The organism is Acidovorax sp. 69 (assembly GCF_002797445.1).
Classification (GTDB): domain Bacteria; phylum Pseudomonadota; class Gammaproteobacteria; order Burkholderiales; family Burkholderiaceae_C; genus Acidovorax.
Map to the genome: position 1 here is coordinate 2,373,663 of NZ_PGEP01000001.1, position 22,193 is coordinate 2,395,855.

General features: G+C 64.9%; 19 protein-coding genes. 8 read left to right on the forward strand and 11 right to left on the reverse strand.

The genetic code is table 11. The features are described 5' to 3' along the window. Positions 1-116: 116 nt before the first annotated feature. The 6 genes from CLU85_RS10895 to CLU85_RS10920 form a co-directional block, all read right to left on the reverse strand. Positions 117-1,127, reverse strand: a complete 1,011-nt coding sequence (locus CLU85_RS10895) for a BMP family protein (RefSeq protein WP_100410277.1) — start codon at positions 1,125-1,127, stop codon at positions 117-119. 223 nt (positions 1,128-1,350) lie between these two features. Continuing rightward, positions 1,351-1,980 (reverse strand): uracil phosphoribosyltransferase, encoded by a 630-nt coding sequence (gene upp, locus CLU85_RS10900; protein WP_100410278.1) that lies wholly within the window; start codon positions 1,978-1,980, stop codon positions 1,351-1,353. Between the two features lie 78 nt (positions 1,981-2,058). Next, on the reverse strand, positions 2,059-3,033 hold the full coding sequence (locus tag CLU85_RS10905; RefSeq protein WP_100410279.1) for a threo-3-hydroxy-L-aspartate ammonia-lyase: 975 nt from the start codon (positions 3,031-3,033) through the stop codon (positions 2,059-2,061). Between the two features lie 167 nt (positions 3,034-3,200). Next, on the reverse strand, positions 3,201-4,046 hold the full coding sequence (locus CLU85_RS10910) for an enoyl-CoA hydratase-related protein (protein WP_100410280.1): 846 nt from the start codon (positions 4,044-4,046) through the stop codon (positions 3,201-3,203). A gap of 174 nt (positions 4,047-4,220) precedes the next feature. Further along, positions 4,221-5,042: a hypothetical protein gene (locus CLU85_RS23120; protein WP_100410281.1), complete on the reverse strand. Its 822-nt coding sequence runs from the start codon at positions 5,040-5,042 to the stop codon at positions 4,221-4,223. A gap of 169 nt (positions 5,043-5,211) precedes the next feature. Continuing rightward, positions 5,212-6,750 (reverse strand): helicase HerA-like C-terminal domain-containing protein, encoded by a 1,539-nt coding sequence (locus CLU85_RS10920; RefSeq protein ID WP_100410282.1) that lies wholly within the window; start codon positions 6,748-6,750, stop codon positions 5,212-5,214. An 80-nt stretch (positions 6,751-6,830) separates the two neighbouring features. Here CLU85_RS10920 and CLU85_RS10925 point away from each other — a divergent pair, with 80 nt between their 5' ends. The 7 genes from CLU85_RS10925 to rng all read left to right on the forward strand — a co-directional run bounded on the left by CLU85_RS10925 (position 6,831) and on the right by rng (position 14,020). After that, positions 6,831-7,550 (forward strand): YebC/PmpR family DNA-binding transcriptional regulator, encoded by a 720-nt coding sequence (locus tag CLU85_RS10925; protein WP_100410283.1) that lies wholly within the window; start codon positions 6,831-6,833, stop codon positions 7,548-7,550. A gap of 110 nt (positions 7,551-7,660) precedes the next feature. Next, positions 7,661-8,941, forward strand: a complete 1,281-nt coding sequence (gene purD, locus CLU85_RS10930) for a phosphoribosylamine--glycine ligase (protein WP_100410284.1) — start codon at positions 7,661-7,663, stop codon at positions 8,939-8,941. Beyond that, positions 8,941-9,912, forward strand: a complete 972-nt coding sequence (gene hemF, locus CLU85_RS10935) for an oxygen-dependent coproporphyrinogen oxidase (protein ID WP_100410285.1) — start codon at positions 8,941-8,943, stop codon at positions 9,910-9,912. The genes purD and hemF overlap by 1 nt, the downstream gene beginning before the upstream one ends. 193 nt (positions 9,913-10,105) lie before the next feature. After that, positions 10,106-10,999 carry a ribosome silencing factor gene (gene rsfS, locus CLU85_RS10940; RefSeq protein ID WP_100410286.1) on the forward strand — a complete coding sequence of 298 codons (894 nt, stop codon included), beginning with the start codon at positions 10,106-10,108 and terminating at the stop codon, positions 10,997-10,999. 53 nt (positions 11,000-11,052) lie between these two features. Further along, the gene (gene rlmH / locus CLU85_RS10945) at positions 11,053-11,520 is read left to right on the forward strand and encodes a 23S rRNA (pseudouridine(1915)-N(3))-methyltransferase RlmH (RefSeq protein ID WP_055395985.1); all 468 of its coding nucleotides are present in this window, start codon (positions 11,053-11,055) and stop codon (positions 11,518-11,520) included. A 260-nt stretch (positions 11,521-11,780) separates the two neighbouring features. Beyond that, on the forward strand, positions 11,781-12,395 hold the full coding sequence (locus CLU85_RS10950) for a nucleoside triphosphate pyrophosphatase (protein ID WP_100410287.1): 615 nt from the start codon (positions 11,781-11,783) through the stop codon (positions 12,393-12,395). A gap of 134 nt (positions 12,396-12,529) precedes the next feature. Further along, positions 12,530-14,020, forward strand: a complete 1,491-nt coding sequence (gene rng / locus CLU85_RS10955) for a ribonuclease G (protein ID WP_100410288.1) — start codon at positions 12,530-12,532, stop codon at positions 14,018-14,020. Between the two features lie 31 nt (positions 14,021-14,051). Here the strand turns inward: rng and CLU85_RS10960 are convergent, their stop codons facing one another. Next, positions 14,052-14,660: a glutathione S-transferase family protein gene (locus tag CLU85_RS10960; protein WP_100410289.1), complete on the reverse strand. Its 609-nt coding sequence runs from the start codon at positions 14,658-14,660 to the stop codon at positions 14,052-14,054. 93 nt (positions 14,661-14,753) lie between these two features. On the opposite strand from CLU85_RS10960, the gene CLU85_RS10965 reads away from it, so the two are divergent. Then, the gene (locus CLU85_RS10965) at positions 14,754-15,710 is read left to right on the forward strand and encodes a YafY family protein (RefSeq protein WP_100410290.1); all 957 of its coding nucleotides are present in this window, start codon (positions 14,754-14,756) and stop codon (positions 15,708-15,710) included. A 21-nt stretch (positions 15,711-15,731) separates the two neighbouring features. On the opposite strand, the gene CLU85_RS10970 is transcribed toward CLU85_RS10965, so the two are convergent. The 4 genes from CLU85_RS10970 to kdpB form a co-directional block, all read right to left on the reverse strand. Further along, complete coding sequence (locus CLU85_RS10970; RefSeq protein ID WP_100410291.1) at positions 15,732-16,442, reverse strand: response regulator; 711 nt, start codon at positions 16,440-16,442, stop codon at positions 15,732-15,734. A 120-nt stretch (positions 16,443-16,562) separates the two neighbouring features. Beyond that, on the reverse strand, positions 16,563-19,295 hold the full coding sequence (locus CLU85_RS10975) for a DUF4118 domain-containing protein (protein WP_100410292.1): 2,733 nt from the start codon (positions 19,293-19,295) through the stop codon (positions 16,563-16,565). Between the two features lie 67 nt (positions 19,296-19,362). After that, positions 19,363-19,980: a potassium-transporting ATPase subunit KdpC gene (kdpC, locus tag CLU85_RS10980; protein ID WP_100410293.1), complete on the reverse strand. Its 618-nt coding sequence runs from the start codon at positions 19,978-19,980 to the stop codon at positions 19,363-19,365. 141 nt (positions 19,981-20,121) lie between these two features. Further along, a complete protein-coding gene (gene kdpB / locus CLU85_RS10985) occupies positions 20,122-22,188 on the reverse strand; it encodes a potassium-transporting ATPase subunit KdpB (protein ID WP_100410294.1) in 2,067 nt (688 codons plus the stop codon). Positions 22,189-22,193: the final 5 nt, after the last annotated feature.

The following is a 22,193-nucleotide window of genomic DNA, read 5'->3' on the forward strand; positions in this document are numbered from 1 at the left end:
GCATGCGGCGGCGCTTTGAGAAGGAAACAGAGAACAGGAAAAACAAACAGGCCACCGCGTTGTAGAGGTGGCCTGTTCGCAAGAAGAAAGCGGGCGGGGGCCCGCCACACCCAGTGTTACTTGGCCGTCGACTTGGGCTGGCTGTCGTCCACCTTCACGGTGAACTTGCCGGCCAGGATGTCGGCCTCTTTGGCCTTGACCTTGGCGACGATGTCGGCGGGCACTTTTTTCTCGAAGGTACCCAGCGGCGCCAGCTCAGAGCCCTTGTGCTTCATCATCGAATACGGGCCGTAGTCCTCGGGCGTGAACTTGCCTTCTTTGACCAGCTTCAATGCGCGTTCGATGCTGGGCTCCATGTGCCACAGGGCCGATGCCACCACGGTGTCGGGGTACTGCTCTTGCGTGTTGATCACGTTGCCGATGGCGAGCTTGCCTTTTTCCTTGGCGGCATCCGACACACCAAAACGCTCGGCGTAGAGCACGTCGGCGCCTTTGTCGATCATGGCAAAGGTAGCTTCCTTGGCTTTTGGTGGGTCGAACCAGCTGTTGATGAAGGTGATGGTGAACTCGACCTTGGGATTCGTCTCTTTCGCGCCCGCCATGAAGGCGTGCATCAGGCGGTTGACCTCGGGGATGGGGAAGCCTCCCACCATGCCGATCTTGTTGGACTTGGTCATGCCGCCCGCAATCATGCCGGACAGGTAAGCGGGCTCCTGGATGTAGTTGTCGAACACGCTGAAGTTGGGCGCCTGCGGCTTGCCCGACGAGCCGAGCAGGAACGATGTTTTGGGGAAGTCTTTGGCCACCTTGCGGGCGGCGGCTTCTACCGCAAAGGCCTCGCCCACGATGAGCTGGTTGCCACCGGTGGCGTACTCGCGCATCACGCGTTCGTAGTCGGCGTTGCTGACGTTTTCGCTGGCCTTGTATTCGATCTCGCCACGGGCTTCGGCGGCCTTCAGCGCCTTGTGGATGCGGCTGACCCATTGCTGCTCAAAGGGCACCGTGTAGATCGCCGCGACCTTGGTCTTGGACTGCGCTGTGGCCAAAGAGGGTGCCATTGCCATGGCGGCCGAGAGGGCCATGGAAGTGCAGAGCAGGCGTCCGGTGAAGATGCGGCGAGTGGTCATGGTGGGGGTCCTTTAGACAAGCAAACAAGGAAGTGGGATTTGCCATTACCAAGCAAGGAGCGCGCCAGTGGGCCGGGGACTTGGGCAAACCGCAGGCAAGTCTGCCAGAGGAAAGCCACCAAGTGGTAAAAAATGTGACGGCTTGATGAGGCCCCATGCAAAAAGCCACCTCCAGGCGATGAGGCCTTGCGGTGGCTGGTGTGGGTGGCGTGGCGCCGTGCGCTTATTTGGTGCCAAAAATGCGGTCGCCCGCATCGCCCAGGCCCGGCAGGATGTAGCCATGGTCGCTCAGCTCGCGGTCGATCGCGGCGGTGAAGATCGGCACATCGGGGTGGGCTTTTTGCATGGTGGCGATGCCTTCCGGTGCAGCCAGCAGGCACACGAACTTGATGGAGCGGGGGTTGAGCTTCTTGAGGCGGTCCACGCAGGCAGAGGCAGAGTTGCCGGTGGCCAGCATGGGGTCGACCACGATGATGTCGCGCTCGTCCATTTCGGCGGGCATCTTGAAGTAGTACTCCACGGGCTGCAGCGTGGCCGGGTCGCGGTACAGGCCGATGTGGCCCACACGGGCGCCGGGCACCACGTTGAGCATGCCGTCCAGAAACCCGTTGCCCGCGCGCAGGATGGACACCAGCACCAGCTTCTTGCCGTCGATCATCTGGCCGGTCATGGTCTCCAGCGGGGTCTCGATCTGCACGTCTTGCAGCGGCATATCGCGCGTCACCTCGTAGGCCATCAGCGTGGACAGCTCGCCCAGCAGGCGGCGAAAGCTGTTGGTGCTGGCGTCCTTTTTGCGCATGAGCGTGAGCTTGTGCTGGACCAAGGGGTGGGTGATGACGGTGACGTTACTCATGGGAAACCTGAAATGAGGGCCGAGGGTCCTGCGCCTTGGCACAGCCAAACCTCTACCAGACAGTAAAAAAAGTGTGGGCTAGTCTGCCAGAAACCGGGCGTAGCGCGACAAATCCACGTTGCCGCCGCTGATGAGGATGCCCACACGCGCCCCATGCACGTCCACATTGCCGTGCTGTGCCCCGGCAAACGCGAGCGCGCCTGTGGGTTCCACCACGATCTTCATGCGTTCGGCAAAAAACCGCAGGGCCTCGACCAGCTGCTCGTCGGTGGCGGTGACCATGTCGTCGGCCAGGCGCTGGATGATGGGGAAGGTGAGTTGGCCCAGCGCCTGGGTCTGCGCTCCATCGGCAATGGTGTGGGGTGTGGGGATCTGCACCACATGGCCTGCGCGTACCGACTGCTGCCCGTCGTTGCCCGCCTCGGGCTCAACGCCCACCACGCGGCAATGAGGGGCCAGTGCCTCGGCCGCCAGCAGGCTGCCCGCCAGCAGGCCACCACCGCCTACGCACACAAACAGGTAGTCCAGGTCGGGCACTTCCTCGAAGAGTTCTTTGGCCGCGGTACCCTGACCGGCAATGACCTGTGGGTGGTCGTAGGGCGGCACCAGGGTCATGCCGCGTTCCAGGGCCAGGTGGCGGCTGATGACCTCTCGGTCTTCGGTGTAGCGGTTGTAGGTAACGACCTGCGCGCCGTAGTCGCGTGTGGCGGCCATTTTGGAGGCGGGGGCGTCCTCGGGCATGACGATGACGGCTGGCATGTCGAGCAGCCGGGCCGACAGTGCAATGGCCTGGGCGTGGTTACCCGCCGAGAAAGCCAGCACACCGCGCTCGCGCTGCTCGTCGGTGAACTGGGCCAAGGTATTGAACGCGCCCCGAAACTTGAAGGCGCCGGTGCGCTGCAGGTTCTCGCACTTGAAGAACAGTTGTGCGCCCAGAAGGGTGTCGGCGGTGGTGGAGCGCAGCACGGGCGTGTGGTGTGCCATGCCCTTGAGGCGGTGCGCGGCGACTGCCACGTCGTCGTAGGTGGGGGGGGTGAGGCTGAGCAAGGTCATGGCGACGGCATCCTTGTGGCTGGGGGCGGGCGGTGGCCTGCTCCCGTGTGCATCAGATGATAGCCCGTTGCCTTGCCATTTCAAGCAAAAAGACCCGCAAGCGCCGGTAGCGTTTGCCTGAGCAGCTATAGATTTTGATACCGCAGCAGCGTCAGGCCCGGTATCGTTCAGCCCAGTTCGCTGAACCGTTTCAGCGGTGTGAGCGCCGGGAACTCTCCCGCGCGCTTGTGCTTCATGGCTGTGACCGATTCGCGCACATGCTTGTTGCTCCAGATGGCGCCTTGCAGCCAGCCCATCTGGCGCAGGCTGTCTTCCACGCTGTGGTCGCGCGCGTAGTTCACGGCCTGTTTGGTGCCCCAGATCGCCACGGGGGGTTTGGACGCGATCTCCTTCGCGCATTGCAAGGCGGCGGCGACCATGGCTTCCTGGGTGTCGAACACTTCGTTGACCAGACCGTAGCCGAGGGCCTTGGCGGCACTCAGGCGGCGGCCGGTGTAGGCCAGCTCTTTGACCACGCCCAGCGGGATGAGCTTGGGCAGACGCTGCAGGGTGCCCACGTCGGCCACCATGCCGATGTTGATTTCCTGGATGCAGAAGAACGCGTCGGCCGTGGCGTAGCGGATGCAGCCTGCCGTGACCATGTCCACTGCGCCACCGATGCAGCCGCCATGGATGGCCATGATGACGGGGATGCGCAGGTTGTCGATGCGGGTGAAGGTGGCCTGCATGTCGGTCAGCAGGTCAAAAATGGCGGCGCGGCCTTCGGGGCTCTGGTCGTCCATGGTGATGGCGCCGCCAAAGGTTTCGAGCGCCATGCCCGCGCTGAAGTGCTTGCCGGTGCTGCTGATGACCAGTGCCCGCGCCTCGCCCGCCTGGTGCAGTTGGGCCAGCACCGCGTCCAGCTCGCGCCAGAAGGTGGGGTGCATGGTGTTCATGGCCTCGGGTTTGTTCAGTACCAGATGGGCCACATGGTCAGTGATGCTGAGGGAAAAGCAGGTGAGGGTGGTGTTCATGGGCTGGCACTGTAGACCCGTCGGCGCACTGCGGGTCGTCACCTGGGTGACTTGAAGTGGATATGGGTGAAATGGGCCTCCAGCGCTTGTAAATAAAGCGCTGACAGCTATCAAATCAGGAGTTTTTGTGGCAAGGGCCGTGGTTTTGAGGTGTTTCGCCGGGAGGCGTGCTGCTCAATCGCCGCCGCCCCCTCCGCAGCCACCGCCGCCATCTCCACCACCATCCCCGCCGCCGTCGCCACCTCCGCCGTCCGAACTTTCGGCGCCGCCGAAGTCGCCCGAGCTGCCGCTGTAGCTGCCGTCTGAGAAGCTGGTGCCGCAGTAGCTGTCACCACCACTGCCGCCCGCGTCGCTCTTGCGGGCGATGTCGGAGCAGTCGGGCACATAGGTGAAGCCTGCAGCGATGGCGAACTTGGCATCCAGCGCAAACAGCAGGGGCAAGCGGCTGGGAGCCTTGGGGTCGATGGATTCCTCCTTGCACACCCAGTACCAGCAGCGGCGCAGGCCATCGTTGTGGCGCGCCTTTTTGCCCAGCGCTTCGGCGGGGGTGTGGTGCAGAAAGAAACCCAGGGCGTTGTGGCACCAGGTTTTGTAGGCCTGGGTGTGCAGAATGAACTCATGCCACAGCGCATCGACCGCCTTGGAGGGCATGGCCACAAACTGTTGGTTGCCACGCAGGCAGGCCATGAAAAACTGGCGCAAGCCGCGCTCGACCAGTTCGCAGTCGCGGGGGCTCAGGTGGGGGTAGGTTTCGCGCAGTTTGCGCTGTAGAAAACGGGGCAGGGGGGCTTCACGGATGTAGCGCTCGCGGACTGCGGTGGTCCAGCGGATGACGAGTGCAGTGATCGCCACCGTGACAAATACATAGAGCACCCAGGTCCACTTCGGCCGCCATGCGCCGGCAAACACGCCGATGAACGCGAGGACCCAGAGGAGGATGGCCGCCTGGGCCGCTTTGTGGCCCCAGCGCACCAGGGCGTGTTCGACTCGTTGCATCGTCCCTCCTTGTTGTTGTGATGTGGTTCAGCCATTGCACGGCGGCAATGTGACGAATGCATGACATTCGTGTGGCATTGTCGTCACGCTGTCATCTTTTGACACCACATCAAGGAGGGCCCGTGTGCGGGCGCAGGGGTGGTGCGCATCCCTGCGACGGCCGCAACGTTCAGCGCCGCTTGCTGTTACCCCCGAAGATGCCGCCCAGTACGCCGCGCAGAATCTCCTTGCCCAGCGAGGTGCCCATGGTACGCACGGCCGACTTGGCCATGGTTTGCGCCAGGCCGTCGCGTTTGCCGCCGCGTGGGCCGGTGGTGCCAAACAACACATCGTTCAGGCCGCCGAGCAGGCCACCGCCTTCTTCGGCAGGTACTCCGGTAGCGACGCTGCCATTTCCGCCGCCCGCAGCGTTGCCCGCCTGCTCGCCCGCTTCAGCGGCCCGGCCCTTGAGTTTTTCGTAGGCCGATTCGCGGTCCACCACCTTTTCATACACGCCGGCCACGAGCGAGCTGGCCATCAGCGCCTGGCGCTGCTGCGGGGTGATGGGGCCCAACTGGCTGCCGGGCGGCAGCACAAACACCCGCTCGGTGATGCTGGGGCGACCCTTGGCATCGAGAAAGCTCACCAGTGCCTCGCCCACGGCCAGTTCGGTGATGGCGGTTTCGATATCGAGGCCTGGCTTTTGCCGCATGGTGGTGGCGGTGGCCTTGACGGCCTTCTGGTCGCGTGGGGTGAAGGCGCGCAGCGCATGCTGCACGCGGTTGCCCAGCTGGGCCAGCACGCTGTCGGGGATGTCGAGCGGGTTCTGCGTGACGAAGTACACCCCCACGCCCTTGGAACGCACCAGGCGCACCACCAGTTCGATGCGCTCGACCAGCACCTTGGGCGCCTCGTTGAACAGCAGGTGGGCCTCGTCGAAGAAGAACACGAGCTTGGGTTGCTCGGGGTCGCCGATTTCGGGCAGCTGCTCGAACAGCTCGGACAGCATCCACAACAAAAACGTGGCATACAGGCGTGGCGAGTTCATGAGCTTGTCGGCGGCCAGGATGTTGACCACACCGTGGCCATCCACCGTCTGCATGAAGTCGTTGATGTTGAGCATGGGCTCGCCAAAGAACTGCGTGCCGCCCTGCTGCTCGATCTGCAGCAGCCCGCGCTGGATGGCGCCCACGCTGGCAGCGCTGACGTTGCCGTATTCGGTGGTGAACTCCTTGGCGTTGTCGCCCACGTACTGGAGCATGGCGCGCAGATCCTTCAGGTCCAGCAGCAGCATGCCGTTGTCGTCGGCGATCTTGAACACCAGGTTGAGCACGCCCAGCTGGGTCTCGTTGAGGTTGAGCATGCGGCCCAGCAGCAACGGCCCCATGTCCGACACCGTGGCGCGCACGGGGTGGCCCTGCTCGCCAAACACGTCCCACAGCGTGGTGGGGCAGGCCAAGGGGGCGGGCAGGTCCAGGCCGCGCTCCTTGAGCACAGCAGCCAGCTTGTCGCCAATCTTGCCGGGTTGGCTGGCGCCGGTCAGGTCGCCCTTCACGTCGGCCATGAACACTGGCACCCCGATGCGCGAGAAATTTTCGGCCAGGGTCTGCAGCGTCACCGTCTTGCCGGTGCCGGTAGCGCCGGTGATGAGCCCGTGGCGGTTGGCCAGGCCCGGCAGGAGGTGGCATTCAATCGTGTCGTGCTTGGCAATCAGCATGGGTTCGGCCATTTCAGGTTTCCTAGGAGGTGCGTGTCAGGCAAAAAGTAAAATCGCGCTCAGTAGATTAAATCAATACAAAAGGACTTCCCGTGGCAGGACACAGTAAATGGGCGAATATCCAGCACCGCAAGGGGCGGCAGGATGAAAAACGCGGCAAGATCTGGACCCGCATCATTCGTGAAATCACTGTGGCAGCCCGTTCGGGCGGGGGCGATCTGTCGGCCAACCCCCGTTTGCGCCTGGCGGTGGACAAGGCCAAGGCGGCCAATATGCCCGCCGACCGCATCAAGTACAACATCGACAAGGCCACCGGCAACGCCGAAGGCCTGACCTACGAAGAAATCCGCTACGAAGGCTATGGCATTGGTGGCGCGGCCATCATGATCGACACCATGACCGACAACCGGGTGCGCACCGTGGCCGAAGTGCGGCACGCTTTCAGCAAACTCGGCGGCAACATGGGCACCGAGGGCTCGGTGGTGTTCCAGTTCAAGCACTGTGGCCAGCTGATTTTTGCCCCCGGCACCAGCGAAGACAAGGTCATGGAGGTGGCGTTGGAGGCGGGCGCCGAAGACGTGGTGACCGATGACGACGGCGCACTGGAAGTGTTGACCGCCCCCGCCGACTTTGAGGCCGTGAAGAACGCTCTGGAGGCCGCAGGCCTGACCCCCGAACTGGCCAGCGTGACCATGCGGGCCGAAAACACCATCGAACTGACGGGTGACGACGCCGCTCGCATGCAAAAACTGCTGGATGTGCTGGAAGACCTGGATGACACCCAGGAGGTGTATCACAACGCGGCGCTGTGAGCTTGCGCGGGCGCACCGCTTTTTCTTGCGTTGACCTGGTTTCCGACTGATATTTCCCCGAACTCCTCCCCGTAGCGAAGCGTTGCGAGTGGGGTTCACCAAAGGCTCCTATGAAAGTACTTGTGATTGGTGGCGGCGGCCGTGAACACGCGATGGCGTGGAAACTGAGCGAGTCCCCCAAGGTGACCAAGGTGTATGTGGCGCCCGGCAACGGGGGCACGGCCTTGAACTCCAAGCTCGAAAACGTCGCCATCTCCGATGTGCGTGATTTGCGCGTCTGGGCCCAGGCCGAGAAAATCGCGCTGACCGTGGTGGGCCCCGAGGCCCCGCTGGCAGCGGGTGTGGTGGATGAGTTTCGCGCCCACGGTATGCGCATCTTTGGCCCCACCAAGGCGGCTGCACAACTCGAAAGCTCCAAGGCGTTCAGCAAAGCCTTCATGCGCCGTCATGGTATTCCCACGGCTGACTACGACACCTTTACCGACCCGGCAGCCGCCCACGCCTTTGTGGAACGGCTGGGCGCCCCCATCGTCATCAAGGCCGACGGCCTGGCTGCGGGCAAGGGTGTGGTGGTGGCCATGACGCTGCAAGAGGCCCACGACGCCGTGGACTTCATGCTGGTGGACAACAAATATGGGGTGACACACAACGAAGGCGGTGCGCGCGTGGTGATCGAAGCCTTCCTGGAAGGTGAAGAGGCGTCGTTCATCGTGTTGTGTGATGGCAAAAATGTGGTGGCCCTGGCCACCAGCCAGGACCACAAGCGCCTGAAAGACGGCGACGAAGGCCCCAACACCGGTGGCATGGGCGCGTACTCGCCCGCGCCCGTGGTCACGGCCGACGTACACGCCCGCGCCATGCGCGAAATCATCCTGCCCACCATCCGTGGCATGGAAAAAGACGGTATTCCGTACACGGGTTTCCTGTATGCGGGCCTGATGATCGACGCCAAGGGCCAGCCCAAGACGTTGGAATTCAACTGCCGCATGGGCGACCCCGAGACGCAGCCCATCCTGATGCGCCTGAAAAGCGATTTCAGCGACGTGATGGGCGCTGCGGCCGATGGCAAGCTCGACCAGATGGAACTGCAATGGGACCGCCGCACCGCGCTGGGTGTGGTGATGGCAGCCCATGGATACCCTGAGAACCCGCGCAAGGGTGACGCCATCACCGGCCTGCCAGCAGACGCGGATGACGCCGTGGTGTTCCACGCAGGCACGCAGTTGAAAGACGGCGTGGTCAGCGTCACGGGCGGCCGTGTGTTGTGCGTGACGGTGCTGGCAGACAGCGTCAAGCAGGCGCAGCAACGCGCCTACGACGTCGCGCGGGGCATTCATTTTGATGGCGCGCAGTACCGCCGTGACATTGGCTTTCGCGCCCTGAAAAGCTGATGACAGGCGCTCAGACCTTGAATCCCGCCGATACGGTGGCCCAAGTGCGTGGCTATCTGCAGGGCTTGCAGGCGCGCATCACTGATGCGTTGGAGGCCGTGGAAGGCGAGGGCGGTGCACGTTTCCTGGCCGACGCCTGGAGCAAACCGCCCGGCGAGCCCCTGCAGGGCAACGGCATCACCAAGATCATGGAAGGTGGCCGCGTGTTCGAGCGCGCAGGCTGTGGCTTCAGTCATGTGCGCGGCCCGCAGTTGCCGCCATCGGCCACGCAGCACCGGCCCGAGTTGGCGGGCGCGCCGTTTGAGGCCATGGGCGTGTCATTGGTGTTCCACCCGCGCAACCCGTATGTGCCCACGGTGCACATGAATGTGCGCATGATCGCGGCGGGCCATCCGGGGCAGGCGCCGACCTGCTGGTTTGGCGGCGGCATGGACCTCACGCCGTACTACGGCTTTGAGGAAGATGCGGTGCACTTTCACCGCACCTGCCGCGATGCGCTGGCGCCGTTTGGCGGCGATAAATATCCGCGCTTCAAGCAGTGGTGCGATGAATACTTCTACCTCAAGCACCGCGCCGAGCAGCGTGGTGTGGGTGGCGTGTTTTACGACGACTTCTCGGAGCTGGGCTTTGAGCAGAGTCTGGCGATGACGCAGTCGGTGGGCGATGCTTTCCTGAAGGCCTACCTGCCCATCGTGGAAAAGCGCCAGAACCTGCCTTTTGGGGAACGTGAGCGTGACTTTCAGCTCTACCGCCGGGGCCGCTATGTCGAGTTCAACCTGGTGTGGGACCGGGGCACGCACTTTGGCCTTCAGTCGGGTGGGCGTACGGAGTCGATTTTGTTGTCCATGCCGCCACTGGTGTCGTGGTCGTACCAGCGTTCTGATGCCTCGGATTCGGCCGAAGCGGCGCTTTTGCAGCGCTTTTTGGTGCGCCGCGATTGGCTTGTGGATGGGGCTGCCGCTGCATCCTGAAAGCCCTGAAAAGCGCAAAAGCTATAATTTCAATAGCTGCCCGCGCTTTTCACACGAGCGCAAGAGGCCTAAAACACGTCAAACCGACGCAGCGTCCAAGCTCAACACCAGCGCAACACCCAAGGCGCAGCCCACTGGCTGCACGATGCGTTGCACGCTATATTGATTCCATTCTCTTTCTATTCACCGCCTGATGACCACCTCCACCAAATCGGAAACCGCCGCCAAAAAAGACGTCACCAAACTCCAGCGCGCCATCGTTGATGGGCTGGAGGACGTCAAGGCGCAAGACATCCAGGTCTTCAACACCGAGCATCTCTCGCCGCTGTTTGAACGGGTGATCGTGGCATCGGGCACTTCCAACCGCCAGACCAAGGCCCTGGCCGCCAGCGTGCGCGACGCGGTCAAAGAAGCCGGCTTCAACAAGCCGCGCATCGAAGGTGAAGACAACGGCGAATGGATCATCGTGGACTGCGGCGCCGCCGTGGCGCACATCATGCAGCCCGCCATCCGCCAGTACTACCGCCTGGAAGAGCTGTGGGGCGACACCCCGGTGCGCCTGAAGCTTGGTGCCGCCAAGCCCGTCTCCAGCGCTGCCACCGCGTTGGCTGAAAAGAAGTCGGCCCAGAAAGCCGCCAAGTCAGACGCGAAGTCTGCTGGCAAGGCCCCTGCCAAGAAGGCAGCTGCACCTGCGGTAGCCGCCCGGTCGGGCAAGGCCACGGTCAAGGCTGTTGCCAAATCAGCCCCCAAGCCTGCAGCCACAACAGCGAAACCTGCAGCCAAATCTGCTGGCAAGACCACAGCCAAAGCGCCGGCCAAAACCATCGCCAAGGCGCCAGCCAAGGCCCCGGTCCAACGCAGCAGCACTGCCAAGGCCGCACCGGCCAAGGCCACCGCAAAGCCCACCACGGCCGCCAAGAAGCCTGCGGCCCCCAAGGCCCCGATCAAGACCGTGGTGGTCAAGCCATCGGCCCCCCGCAGCAAGACCGCTGCTGCCGCCAAAACAGGCGCCAAGCCCGCCCCAGCAGCGCGCGGTGGTGCTGCCGCCGCCAAGCCTGTTGCCAAGAGGGCACCGGGCCGCAAGTGACCGGAGCCTTGGCCCGTCGCTATTGCCTTGCTGCGCACAGCGCCTGACCTGCCATGAAGCTGCTGATCGTGGCCGTGGGCCAGCGTGTGCCCGACTGGGCGCAGACGGCGTACGACGACTATGCCAAGCGGTTTCCGCCGGAGCTCAAAGTCGAGCTGAAAGCCGTCAAGACCGAACCGCGCGGCTCCAAGACGCTGGAGACGCTGTTCGCTGCTGAACGCGAGCGCATTGAAGCCGCCATCCCCCGTGGCACCCGCGTGGTGGCGCTGGACGAACGCGGCACCAACCTCACCACCAAGGCCCTGGCCGAGCGGCTCAAGGGCTGGCAACTGGGTGGTGATGACGTGGCGCTGGTCATTGGCGGCCCGGATGGGCTCGACCCCGCGTTCCGCCAGGGCGCGCACGAACGCATTCGCCTGTCAGACCTGACCTTGCCCCACGCCATGGTGCGCGTGTTGCTCATTGAGCAGCTGTACCGCGCCTGGTCGGTCAATGCTGGGCACCCTTACCACCGTGAGTGAGGTCGGTAGCGCGGTGTGGATGGTTTGCTCAGTTTTTTATAGCTACTAGCGCTTGATGGATAAGCGTCAGGGAGCCTCTGAACGCATCACCGCGCCGTGTGCATCTGCGGACCCTGGCGGTCTGCGTTGTTGCAAATACTCGCAATAGCACCGGCTATTGCTGTGTTTTGCGCCTAGCAGCCCATCCCGAACCGCAGCGCACACTTGTCGCTCGATGCGTGCAGAGGCTCCCTCCGCCGATTTAGATTCAAAATCCGTTCATGCCCGACTTCATCTACCTTGCCTCCCAAAGCCCACGCCGTCGCCAACTGCTTGAACAGCTGGGCGTGCGCCACGAACTGCTGTTGCCCAACGCAGACGGCGACGAGCCCGAAGACGCTGAAGCCATAGAGGTGATCTTGTCTGGCGAAGCGCCCACGGCTTATGTCGAGCGCGTGACGGGCCTCAAGCTCGACGCTGCCGTGGCCCGGCGCGCTCGGCGCCAGTTGCCCGATGCGCCCATTCTTTGTTCTGACACCACTGTGGCCCTGGGCCGCACCATCTACGGCAAGCCCGACGACACTGAACATGCAGCGCGCATGCTGGCCGAGCTGGCGGGGCACGAACACCGCGTGCTCACGGCCGTGGCATTGCAGGTAGGCCCCAAGCGCCTGTCGGCGCTGTCGGTGTCGCGTGTGACCTTTGCCGCCATGACGCCTGCACAGATCGATGCGTACGTCGCCACCGGCGAGCCGCTCGGCAAGGCGGGGGCCTATGGAATACAAGGCCGGGCGGCGGCGTATGTCGAGCACCTGGCGGGCAGCTATTCGGGCATCATGGGGCTGCCCATGTACGAGACAGCGCAGCTGCTTCGTGCAGCGGGCTTTCAGATATGAATCCCCCCTGAGTCGCCTGCGGCGCCTTCCCTCCCCAGGGGCCTGGCAAAGCCAGCTCCCCGGCGGCACTGGCCTGGCGCTGGGGTGTTTCGACAGGCAGCGAGAACGTTACCGATCCAAGAAAAGAAGAAGCCATGCAACAAGACATCCTGATCAACTGGTCGCCCCAGGAAACCCGTGTGGCCGTGGTGGAGCATGGTGCGGTGCAAGAGCTGCACATCGAGCGCACGCTGGAGCGCGGCCTGGTGGGCAATGTCTACCTGGGCAAGGTGTCGCGGGTGCTGCCGGGCATGCAATCGGCCTTTATCGACATTGGCCTTGAGCGCGCGGCGTTTTTGCATGTGGCCGATGTCTGGCAGCGCCAGCCCGACGGCGAGCCGCCCGCATTTGCCCGCAAGAACGAGCCCCAGGTGCCCATTGAAAAGCAGGTGTTCGAGGGCCAGGCGCTCATGGTGCAGGTCATCAAGGACCCCATTGGCACCAAGGGCGCGCGCCTGTCCACGCAGATCAGCGTGGCGGGGCGGCTGCTGGTGTTTTTGCCGCAGGACGACCATGTGGGTGTGTCGCAGAAAATCCCGCCCGCCGAGCGCGACGCCCTGCGTGCGCGGCTCCAGGCGCTGGTGGGCGACAAGTCCACGGGCGGGGGCGGCGGCTTCATCCTGCGCACCAATGGCGAGGATTCGACCGACGCCGAGCTGGCCGAAGACATTGCCTACCTGCGCAAAACCTGGGCCCGCATCAAAGAGGCTTCGCTCAAGCTGCCCGCCATGTCGATCCTGCACCAGGACCTGGACCTGCTGCAGCGCGTGCTGCGCGACCTGGTGGGTGACCACACGCAGACCATCCGCCTGGATTCGATGGAGCAGTTCCAGCGCCTGCGCGCCTTTGGGCAGGAATTCATGCCTGCCGCCTACGGCAAGCTGCAGCACTACAAGGGCGAGCGGCCCATTTTTGACCTCTACTCCATCGACGAAGAAGTGGCCAAGGCCCTGGGCCGCAGGGTGGACCTGAAATCGGGCGGCTACCTCATCGTGGACCAGACCGAGGCGCTCACCACCATCGACGTGAACACCGGCGGCTATGTGGGTGCGCGCAATTTCGACGACACCATCTTCAAGACCAACCTGGAGGCCGCGCAGGCCATTGCCCGCCAACTGCGCTTGCGCAACCTGGGCGGGATCATCATTGTGGACTTCATCGACATGGTGCGCGACGACCACCAGCAGGCCGTGCTGGCGGAGTTCAAGAAGCAGCTGGCGCGCGACCGGGTCAAGACGATGTCGTCTGGCACGTTCTCGCAACTGGGCCTGGTGGAGATGACACGCAAGCGCACCCGCGAATCCCTGGCCCACATGCTGTGCGAGCCCTGCGAGGTGTGCCAGGGCAAGGGCAGCGTGAAGACCGCGCGCAGCGTCTGTTACGACGTCCTGCGCGAGATCCTGCGCGAAGCCCGCCAGTTCAACCCGCGCGAGTTCCGCGTGGTGGCCTCACCGCGGGTGGTGGAGCTGTTTCTCGATGAAGAAAGCCAGCACCTGGCGGGGCTCTCGGACTTCATCGGCAAACCGATCTCGCTGCAATCTGAAAGTGCGATGGGGCAAGAGCAGTACGACATCGTGCTGCTGTAGCTGGTTTCCCATCTGCATGGCGAGTCAGGCGTCAGGCTTCGATCTGCATCGCCGGACGCGCCTGCACCCGTTCCAGCCAGGCCTGCACGTGCGGGTGCGCATTGACCGGCGCGCCCAGGTACACGCTGTAGCCCAGCACCGACCCCACGACCAGGTCCACCAGCGAATAGTCGGCACCCAGCATCCAGGGCTGCGCGGCCAGGCGAGCCTCCAGCACTTCCAACAGATCGTTCAGTCCGCGCATGGTGGCTTCCGCTTGGGCGGCGCTTCGCCAAACGGTCTCGCCCTGGGTCGCCACATGCAGGCGCCCCACCAACGCGCCGTAGGTCACATAGGACCAGGCGCACCACGACAGCGCCTGCAGTGCCTCGGGTGTGCCAGCGGCAGGCCACAGGCCCCGCTCCACGCCATACCGATGACCCAGCCACAGATGGATGGCCAGGGCCTCGAACATGGGTGCGCCGTCCACCGTCAGGGTGGGCACCTTGCCGTTGGGGTTGAGGGCCAGATAGTCCGGGCGGTGTTGTTCGCCAGTGCGAATGTCGATCTTGACGCGTTCGTGGGGCACGCCCAGCTCGGCCAGGGCGCAGGCGATGGGGGTGGCGCTGGACATGGGGTGCCAGTAGAGGACGATGGACATAAAAAGCTCCGAGGGGTGGTGGAAGAAAAGGTGGTGCCACTGTAAGAACCATTGCGGACAGTTTTGGCCCTCAATGCGCATTACAGTCGCGCCATGCTCACGTCATCGACCCGCCTGCTGCGTTTGCTCTCGTTGCTGCAGACCCGCAGCCACTGGATGGGGCCGGAACTGGCCGAGCGCTTGGAAGTGCACCCGCGCACCTTGCGGCGCGACATCGACCGCCTGCGCCAGCTGGGTTACCCCGTGCAGGCCAGCAGCGGGGTGGCGGGGGGTTATGCCTTCAGGGCCGGACAGGCGTTGCCGCCGTTGCTGCTGGATGACGACGAGGCGCTGGCCGTATCGATTGCGCTGCGCACCGCCACGGCGGGTGCGGTGGGCGGCATCGAAGAACCGGCCTTGCGCGCCTTGGTCAAGCTGGAGCAGGCCATGCCCGCCCGCCTGCGCCAGCAGGTAGATGCGCTGCGCTCCGCCATCTTGCCCATGGATCGTGCAGGGCCCGTGGTGGATGCCTCGCTGCTGGCCACACTCGCATCGGCCTGCCGTGACCAGGTGCGCCTGGCGTTCACATACGGCGACAGCCGGGGCCGCAGCGCCGAACGCAGCGTGGAACCTCAGGGTCTAGCCCACACCGGTCAACGCTGGTACTTGGTGGCGTGGGACTTGTTGCGGGAGGATTGGCGCACTTTCCGCATTGACCGCATCGTCGGAGCCCCCATGGTCGGCGCCCATTTCGCGCCCCGAATGTCGCCCGATGGTGGGGATCTGAAGGGGTATGTCTCGCGCTCGCTGGCCGTGGCCCCCTATGCAGAGCAGGCGCGCATTGTGTTGCACGCGCCCTTGTCAGAAGCGGTGCACCGCATTCCCCCGTCGGTCGGTGTCCTCAAGGCCTTGGATGCCGAGCGCTGTGTGCTGGAATGCGGCGCCCATTCGCTCGATACGCTGGTGTATTGGCTGGTGGTGTTGGACCTGGATTTTGAGGTGCTGGCCCCACAGGCGTTGAAGGACCGGCTGAAGGCGATTGGCGAGCGGGCCCTGCGCTGTGCACCCTGAGAGAAAACAGGGCTTTCAGGCCTACGGCACAAACCGATAGCCGATTCCCGCCTCGGTCACCAGGTGCCGGGGCATGGAGGCGTTCAACTCCACCTTCTTGCGCAGGTTGGCCAGGTGCACGCGCACGTAGTGGGTGTCCTCCGCGTGGCCCGGCCCCCACACGGCCTTGAGCAGTTGCTGGTGGGTGATCACGCGGTCGGGCTGGGACGCCAGGTGCGTGAGCAGCTTGTATTCGATGGGCGTGAGGTGCAGGGCCTCGCTGCCATGCCCTTCCGTGTGGCGCTCCACGGTGCGGCGAACCAGGTCCACGGTAATGGTGCCGAACTGGATGACGGGAGTGGCTTCGGCGCCGGATGCCCGCTGGCTGCGCCGCAGCTGGGCGCGCACGCGGGCCATCAGCTCGCCCGATCCAAACGGCTTGACCAGGTAGTCGTCAGCCCCCGCATCCAGCGCCGCGATCTTGCTGGCCTCGGCGCTGCGGGCCGACAGCACGATGATAGGCATGGCCGACCAAGTGCGCAGGTCGCGGATCAAGTCAACGCCATCCCCATCGGGCAGCCCCAGGTCCAGCACCACCAGGTCGGGGCGGCGTGTGCCGGCTTCGATCAAGCCGCGCTGCAGGGTGGCGGCCTCGTGCACGGTGTGGCCTTCGGTCTCCAGCGTCAGGCGCACAAAGCGGCGGATGTCGGCTTCGTCTTCGACGATGAGGATGTGGGTGGGCAGATCGGTCATGGCATGGATGCTAGGGTGTCATTCCGTTTCCAAATTCTCCGTGTCGTTGTTGCTTCGCCTTGCCGTGCTACAGCACTGTCTGCGGCTTCGCGCCTAGACAAGAATGATATGGAAACAGAATCAGGCGTCGGCGTCATCGCCCAGGTCGGTGGGTGGTGTGCCGCGTGGCAGCAGCAGCGTAAAGCGTGCACCTGAAGGATGTCCCTGTGCGTTGTGGATCGTATCGCCCCGGATGCTGCCGCCATGCGCCTGCACGATGGCGCGGCAAATCGCCAGCCCCAGGCCCACGCCGGGTGTGGCGCTCTCGCGGGCGCCGCGCTCGAACTTTTCAAACAGCAGCTCTTCGCGGCCTTTGGGCAGGCCGGGGCCTTCATCGGTGAGGGTCAGTGCCACCGCGTCGCTTTGTGGCTGCGCGCTGATGTGGATGGTGGTGTCTGCGGGGGTGTATTTGGCGGCGTTTTCCAGCAGGTTGACCAGCACGCGCTCCATCAGCACGGCATCGATCTGCAGCAGCGGCAGGTCGTCGGGCAGAGTCACTTCGACCCGGTGCGTTGCTATGGCCGGGGCGCTGGCGGCCAGCGCGCTGCCCACCACTTCTTCCAGTGGCTGCCAGGCCTTGTTGAGCTGCACGGCTCCGGCTTCCAGCCGGGCCATGTCCAGCAGGTTGTTGACCAGCGCGCTCATGCGCTGGGCCGATTGCTGGATGGAGTCGGTCAGCCCTTGCTGCTGCGGGGGCAGGGGCGGCTGCACCATGGCCAGCGATTCGGCCAGGCCCACCAGTGAGGCCAGCGGCGTGCGCAGGTCGTGCGAGATGGCCGAGAGAAGTGAGTTGCGCAGGCGCTCGGATTCGATCTGCACCGTGCTCTTTTGCGCCACGTCGATGTAGTGGATGCGTTCGAGCGAGATGGCCAGCAGCGAGGCGCAGGTCTGCAGCAGGCGGCGCGGCTCCACGCCCGGCACTCCGCTCGGTGCCTGGCCCTGGGGCATGGCCACCACTAGCACGCCACGGATGCGCATGGGCGCCTTCAGCGGCAGCACAAGCGTGGGGCTGGAGTGCAAGGTGTCCGTGCCCCGGCCTGCGGGCTCGCCGCGTTCAAATGCCCATTGCGCCACGGCCATGTCCACGGGGGCGGTGCCACCGGGCAGTATCTGAAGGCGGTTGTCGTCGTCGGCCACCACCAAGGTGCTGCCTGCGCCGAACTCGCCGGTCATGAAGCGCGCTCCGATCTCGGCCACCTGTTCGGGCAGCAGCGCGGCAGACAGGTCGCGCGCCATGTCGTACAGGCTGCGCACGCGGTGTTCGCGTTCGGTGGCGGACTCTGCCTGCACCTTGAGCCCGGCGGTGAGCTGGCCCACCACCAGGGCCACCACCAGCATCACGGCAAAGGTGACGAGGTACTGCGCGTCACTGACCGCAAAGGTGAAGCGCGGCGGCACAAAGAAAAGGTCGAAGAACGCCACCCCCAGAACGGCGGCCATCACGGCGGGGCCGCGTCCAAACCGCAAGGCCACGCCCACCACCACCAGCAAAAACAGCATGACGATGTTGGTCAGCTCCAGCACATCGGCCAGCGGCGTGGCCACCACGGCGGCAATGCAGCAGGCCAGGGCCGCCGCCAGGTAGCCAGACCAGAAGGCAGCGCCCTTGCCAGTGGTTTTAGGCGATGCCTTGGAGGTTGAGGTGCGCGCGAGGTCTGCGCGGCCAGCCAGCGTGCCCACCTGAAGCAGATCCAGGTCGCTGGCGCGCTGCGCAATCTGCTCGGCAAGGGTGGTTTGCCAGGGCCAGCGGCGTGCACTGCGCCCCATCACCACGCGCACCAGGTTGTGTTCGCGTGCATAGCGCACCAGGGCCTGTGCGGGCTGCGCGGCAGGCAGCACGGCGCAGGCGGCGGCGCCCAGTTGCTGGGCGATCTTCAGCGTGCGCTCCACCTGCGGGTGCAGGGTGGCCGACTGGCCTTGCTGCTCGGGCGTTTCCACATGCACGGCGTGCCACGGCAGGTCGAGCTGGGCGGCCAGGCGGGCGCAGCTGCGCACCACTTTTTCGGCGTTGTCGCCGGTGCCCACGCAGGCCAAAAGGGCCTCACGGTTGGGCCACACGGCCTCGGCGGTGGTGGTGCTGGCGCGGCGGTAGGCGCGCATTTCGTCGTCCACGCGGTCGGCGGTGCGGCGCAGGGCCAGCTCACGCAGGGCCAGCAGGTTGCCTTTGCGGAAAAAGTTGGCGGCGGCGCGCTCGGCCTGCTGGGGCAGGTAGACCTTGCCAGCTTTGAGGCGCGCCAGCAGCTCGTCGGGCGGCAGATCCACCACCACCACTTCGTCGGCGGCGTCAAAGAACTGGTCGGGCACCGTCTCCCACACGCGGATGCCGGTGATGCCGCTCACGATGTCGTTCAGGCTCTCCAGGTGCTGCACGTTCATGGTGGACCACACGTCGATGCCTGCGGCCAGCAGTTCTTCGGCGTCTTGCCAGCGCTTGGGGTGGCGCGAGCCTTGCACGTTGCTGTGGGCCAGTTCGTCCAGCAGCACCAGGCCCTCGGGGTGCTCTGCACCCCAGGCCAGGGCGGCGTCCAGGTCGAACTCGGGCAGGGTGCGGTCTTTGTAGGGCAGGGCGCGCAGCGGCAGGCGCGGCAGGTGTGCGGTCAGCGCCTCGGTGTCGGTGCGGCCATGCGTCTCGACCACGCCGATGGTGACGGGCAGGCCCTGCGCCTGTGCCGCCCGGGCGGCAGACAGCATGGCAAAGGTCTTGCCCACCCCCGCGCAGGCGCCAAAAAACACCTTGAGCCGCCCGCGCTGCTGCTGGGCCTGCTCTTGCTGGATGCGCTGCAGCAGCGCGTCGGGGTCGGGGCGATCCTGCATGGGCACAGTGTATCCGTCGAATTTGAGTCACATTGGCCTCTGGCGCTTGTTCATCAAGCACAAGAAGCTATTGTTTTAGTAGCGAATCGAGTGCCAGGTTCAAGGCCAGAACGTTCACACGCGGCTCGCCCAGCAGTCCCAGCCAGGGGCTTTGGGTGTGCTGCTGCACCAGCTCCTGCACTTGCGCCAGGGGTAGGCCCCGGGCGCGGGCCACGCGCTCGGCTTGGTAGGCGGCGGCTGCAGGGCTGATGTGCGGATCGAGCCCGCTGGCCGATGCGGTGACAAGGTCCACGGGCACGGGGCGGGTGTTGCCGGGGTCGGCAGCGCGCAGGGCTTCGATGCGTGCCTTCACGGCATCTGTCAGCGCCGGGTTGGTGGGGCCTAGGTTCGATCCGCCTGATGCCGTCGCGTTGTAGGGCATGGCCGCCGTCGCCGAACGGCGGCCCCAGAAGTGGCCGGCCTCGGTGAACGACTGCCCGATCAATTCAGAGCCCACCACCTTGCCACCCTGGGTGATGAGGCTGCCGTTGGCCTGTTGCGGGAAGGCTGTTTGTGCCACGCCGGTGACGGCCAGCGGGTAGAGCAGGCCTGTGATGAGGGACAGCACGACAAACAGCGTGAGGGCAGGGCGCAGCAGGCCGCCTGGGCTGGCGGGCACGTCGTCGCGGGGGATACGGATAGGCATACGATTTTCCTTTCAATGAAATTCCGGGAGCTGCACATCAGACTGGCGCTGCTCAGGCGAGGGTGTCGTCCCCCTCCCCGCGTAGCGCAGCAAAGCGAGAGGAGGGGGAAGGCGCGAAGCGACACAGGGGGAGGTCCTTATTCAACTCAACCCGACTGCCGCCAGCACCATGTCAATCAACTTGATGCCAATGAACGGCACCACCATGCCCCCCAGCCCGTAAATGGCTAGGTTGCGGCGCAGCAGCGCGGCGGCGCCCACGGCGCGGTAGGCCACGCCCTTCAAGGCCAGCGGGATCAAAAAGATGATGATCAGCGCGTTGAACACCACGGCCGACAGGATGGCCGACGAGGGGCTGGCCAGGTGCATGAAGTTCAGCGCCGACAGCTGCGGGTAGGTGGTGACAAACGCCGCAGGGATGATGGCGAAGTACTTGGCGATGTCGTTGGCAATGCTGAAGGTGGTGAGCGAGCCACGTGTCATCAGCATCTGCTTGCCGGTCTCCACGATCTCGATGAGCTTGGTGGGGTTGCTGTCCAGGTCCACCATGTTGCCCGCCTCCTTGGCGGCCTGGGTGCCGGTGTTCATGGCCACGGCCACGTCGGCCTGGGCGAGGGCGGGCGCGTCGTTGGTGCCATCGCCCGTCATCGCCACCAACTGCCCGGCGGCCTGGTAGCCGCGGATCAGCTGCAGCTTGGCCTCGGGTGTGGCCTCGGCCAGGAAGTCGTCCACACCCGCTTCGGCGGCAATGGCGGCGGCCGTCAGGCGGTTGTCGCCCGTCACCATCACGGTCTTGATGCCCATGCGGCGCAGCTCGGCAAAACGCTCCTTGATGCCGCCCTTGACCACGTCTTTGAGCTCCACCACGCCTAGCACATGGGCACCATCGGCCACCACCAGCGGGGTGCTGCCACGGCGCGATACATCGTCCACCGCCGTCTGCACGGCGGTAGGAAAGCGCCCGCCCAGTGCCTCCACATGTTTGCGGATGGCATCGGCCGCACCCTTGCGCAGCAGGCGTGGGCCGGGCAGGTCCACCCCGCTCATGCGGGTTTGGGCAGTGAACGGCACAAACACGGCTTGCAGGCTGGAGAGGTCGCGTTCGCGCAGGTTGAACTTGTGCTTGGCCAGCACCACGATGCTGCGGCCTTCGGGGGTTTCGTCGGCCAGCGATGCGAGCTGGGCGGCATCGGCCAATGCGGCATCGGTCACCCCGGGCGCAGACACGAACTGGCTGGCCTGGCGGTTACCCAGGGTGATGGTGCCGGTTTTGTCCAGCAGCAGCACATCCACGTCGCCCGCAGCCTCCACCGCGCGGCCCGAGGTGGCAATCACATTGGCCTGCATCATGCGGCTCATGCCTGCCACGCCGATGGCGCTGAGCAGGCCCGCAATGGTGGTGGGGATCAGGCACACCAGCAGGGCCACCAGCACCACCAGGCTCACGGGCTCGCCCGCGCCGCTGGCCTGCACGCTGAACAGCGAGAACGGCATCAGGGTGACCACCACGCCCAGGAACACGATGGTCAGCGCCACCAGCAGGATGGTCAGCGCGATCTCGTTGGGTGTCTTGTGGCGCTTGGCGTTTTCCACCATGGCGATCATGCGGTCCACAAAGGTCTCGCCGGGGTTCACCGCCACGCGCACCACCATCCAGTCGGACAGCACGCGGGTGCCGCCCGTCACGGCCGAGAAGTCGCCGCCCGATTCGCGGATCACCGGGGCCGATTCGCCGGTGATGGCGCTTTCGTCCACCGAGGCCACGCCATCGATCACCTCGCCATCAGCGGGGATAGTGTCGCCCGCTTCCACCAGTACCACGTCGCTCTTGCGCAGCTGGTCAGCCTCCAGCGGCAGCCAGGTCATGGCCGTGCGTGGGGTGGTGCGGTCAAACTGGCCGTCGAGCTTTTTCGCCCAGGTCTGCTTTTTCAGGCTGCGCAGTGAGGCTGCCTGGGCCTTGCTGCGGCCTTCGGCCATGGCCTCGGCAAAGTTGGCGAACAGCACGGTAAACCACAGCCACAGCGCTACGGCAGCGGTGAAGCCTTCGGGCTTGCTGGCGGCCAGCGCGGTGGTGAAGGCGCTGCCCACGTACACCACAAACATCACCGGGTTGCGCCATTGCACGCGCGGGTCCAGCTTCTTGAAAGTCTCCAGCAGCGCGGGGCGCACCAGGGCAGGGTCGAACAGGGTCAATGTTTTGCGAGTCATCACAA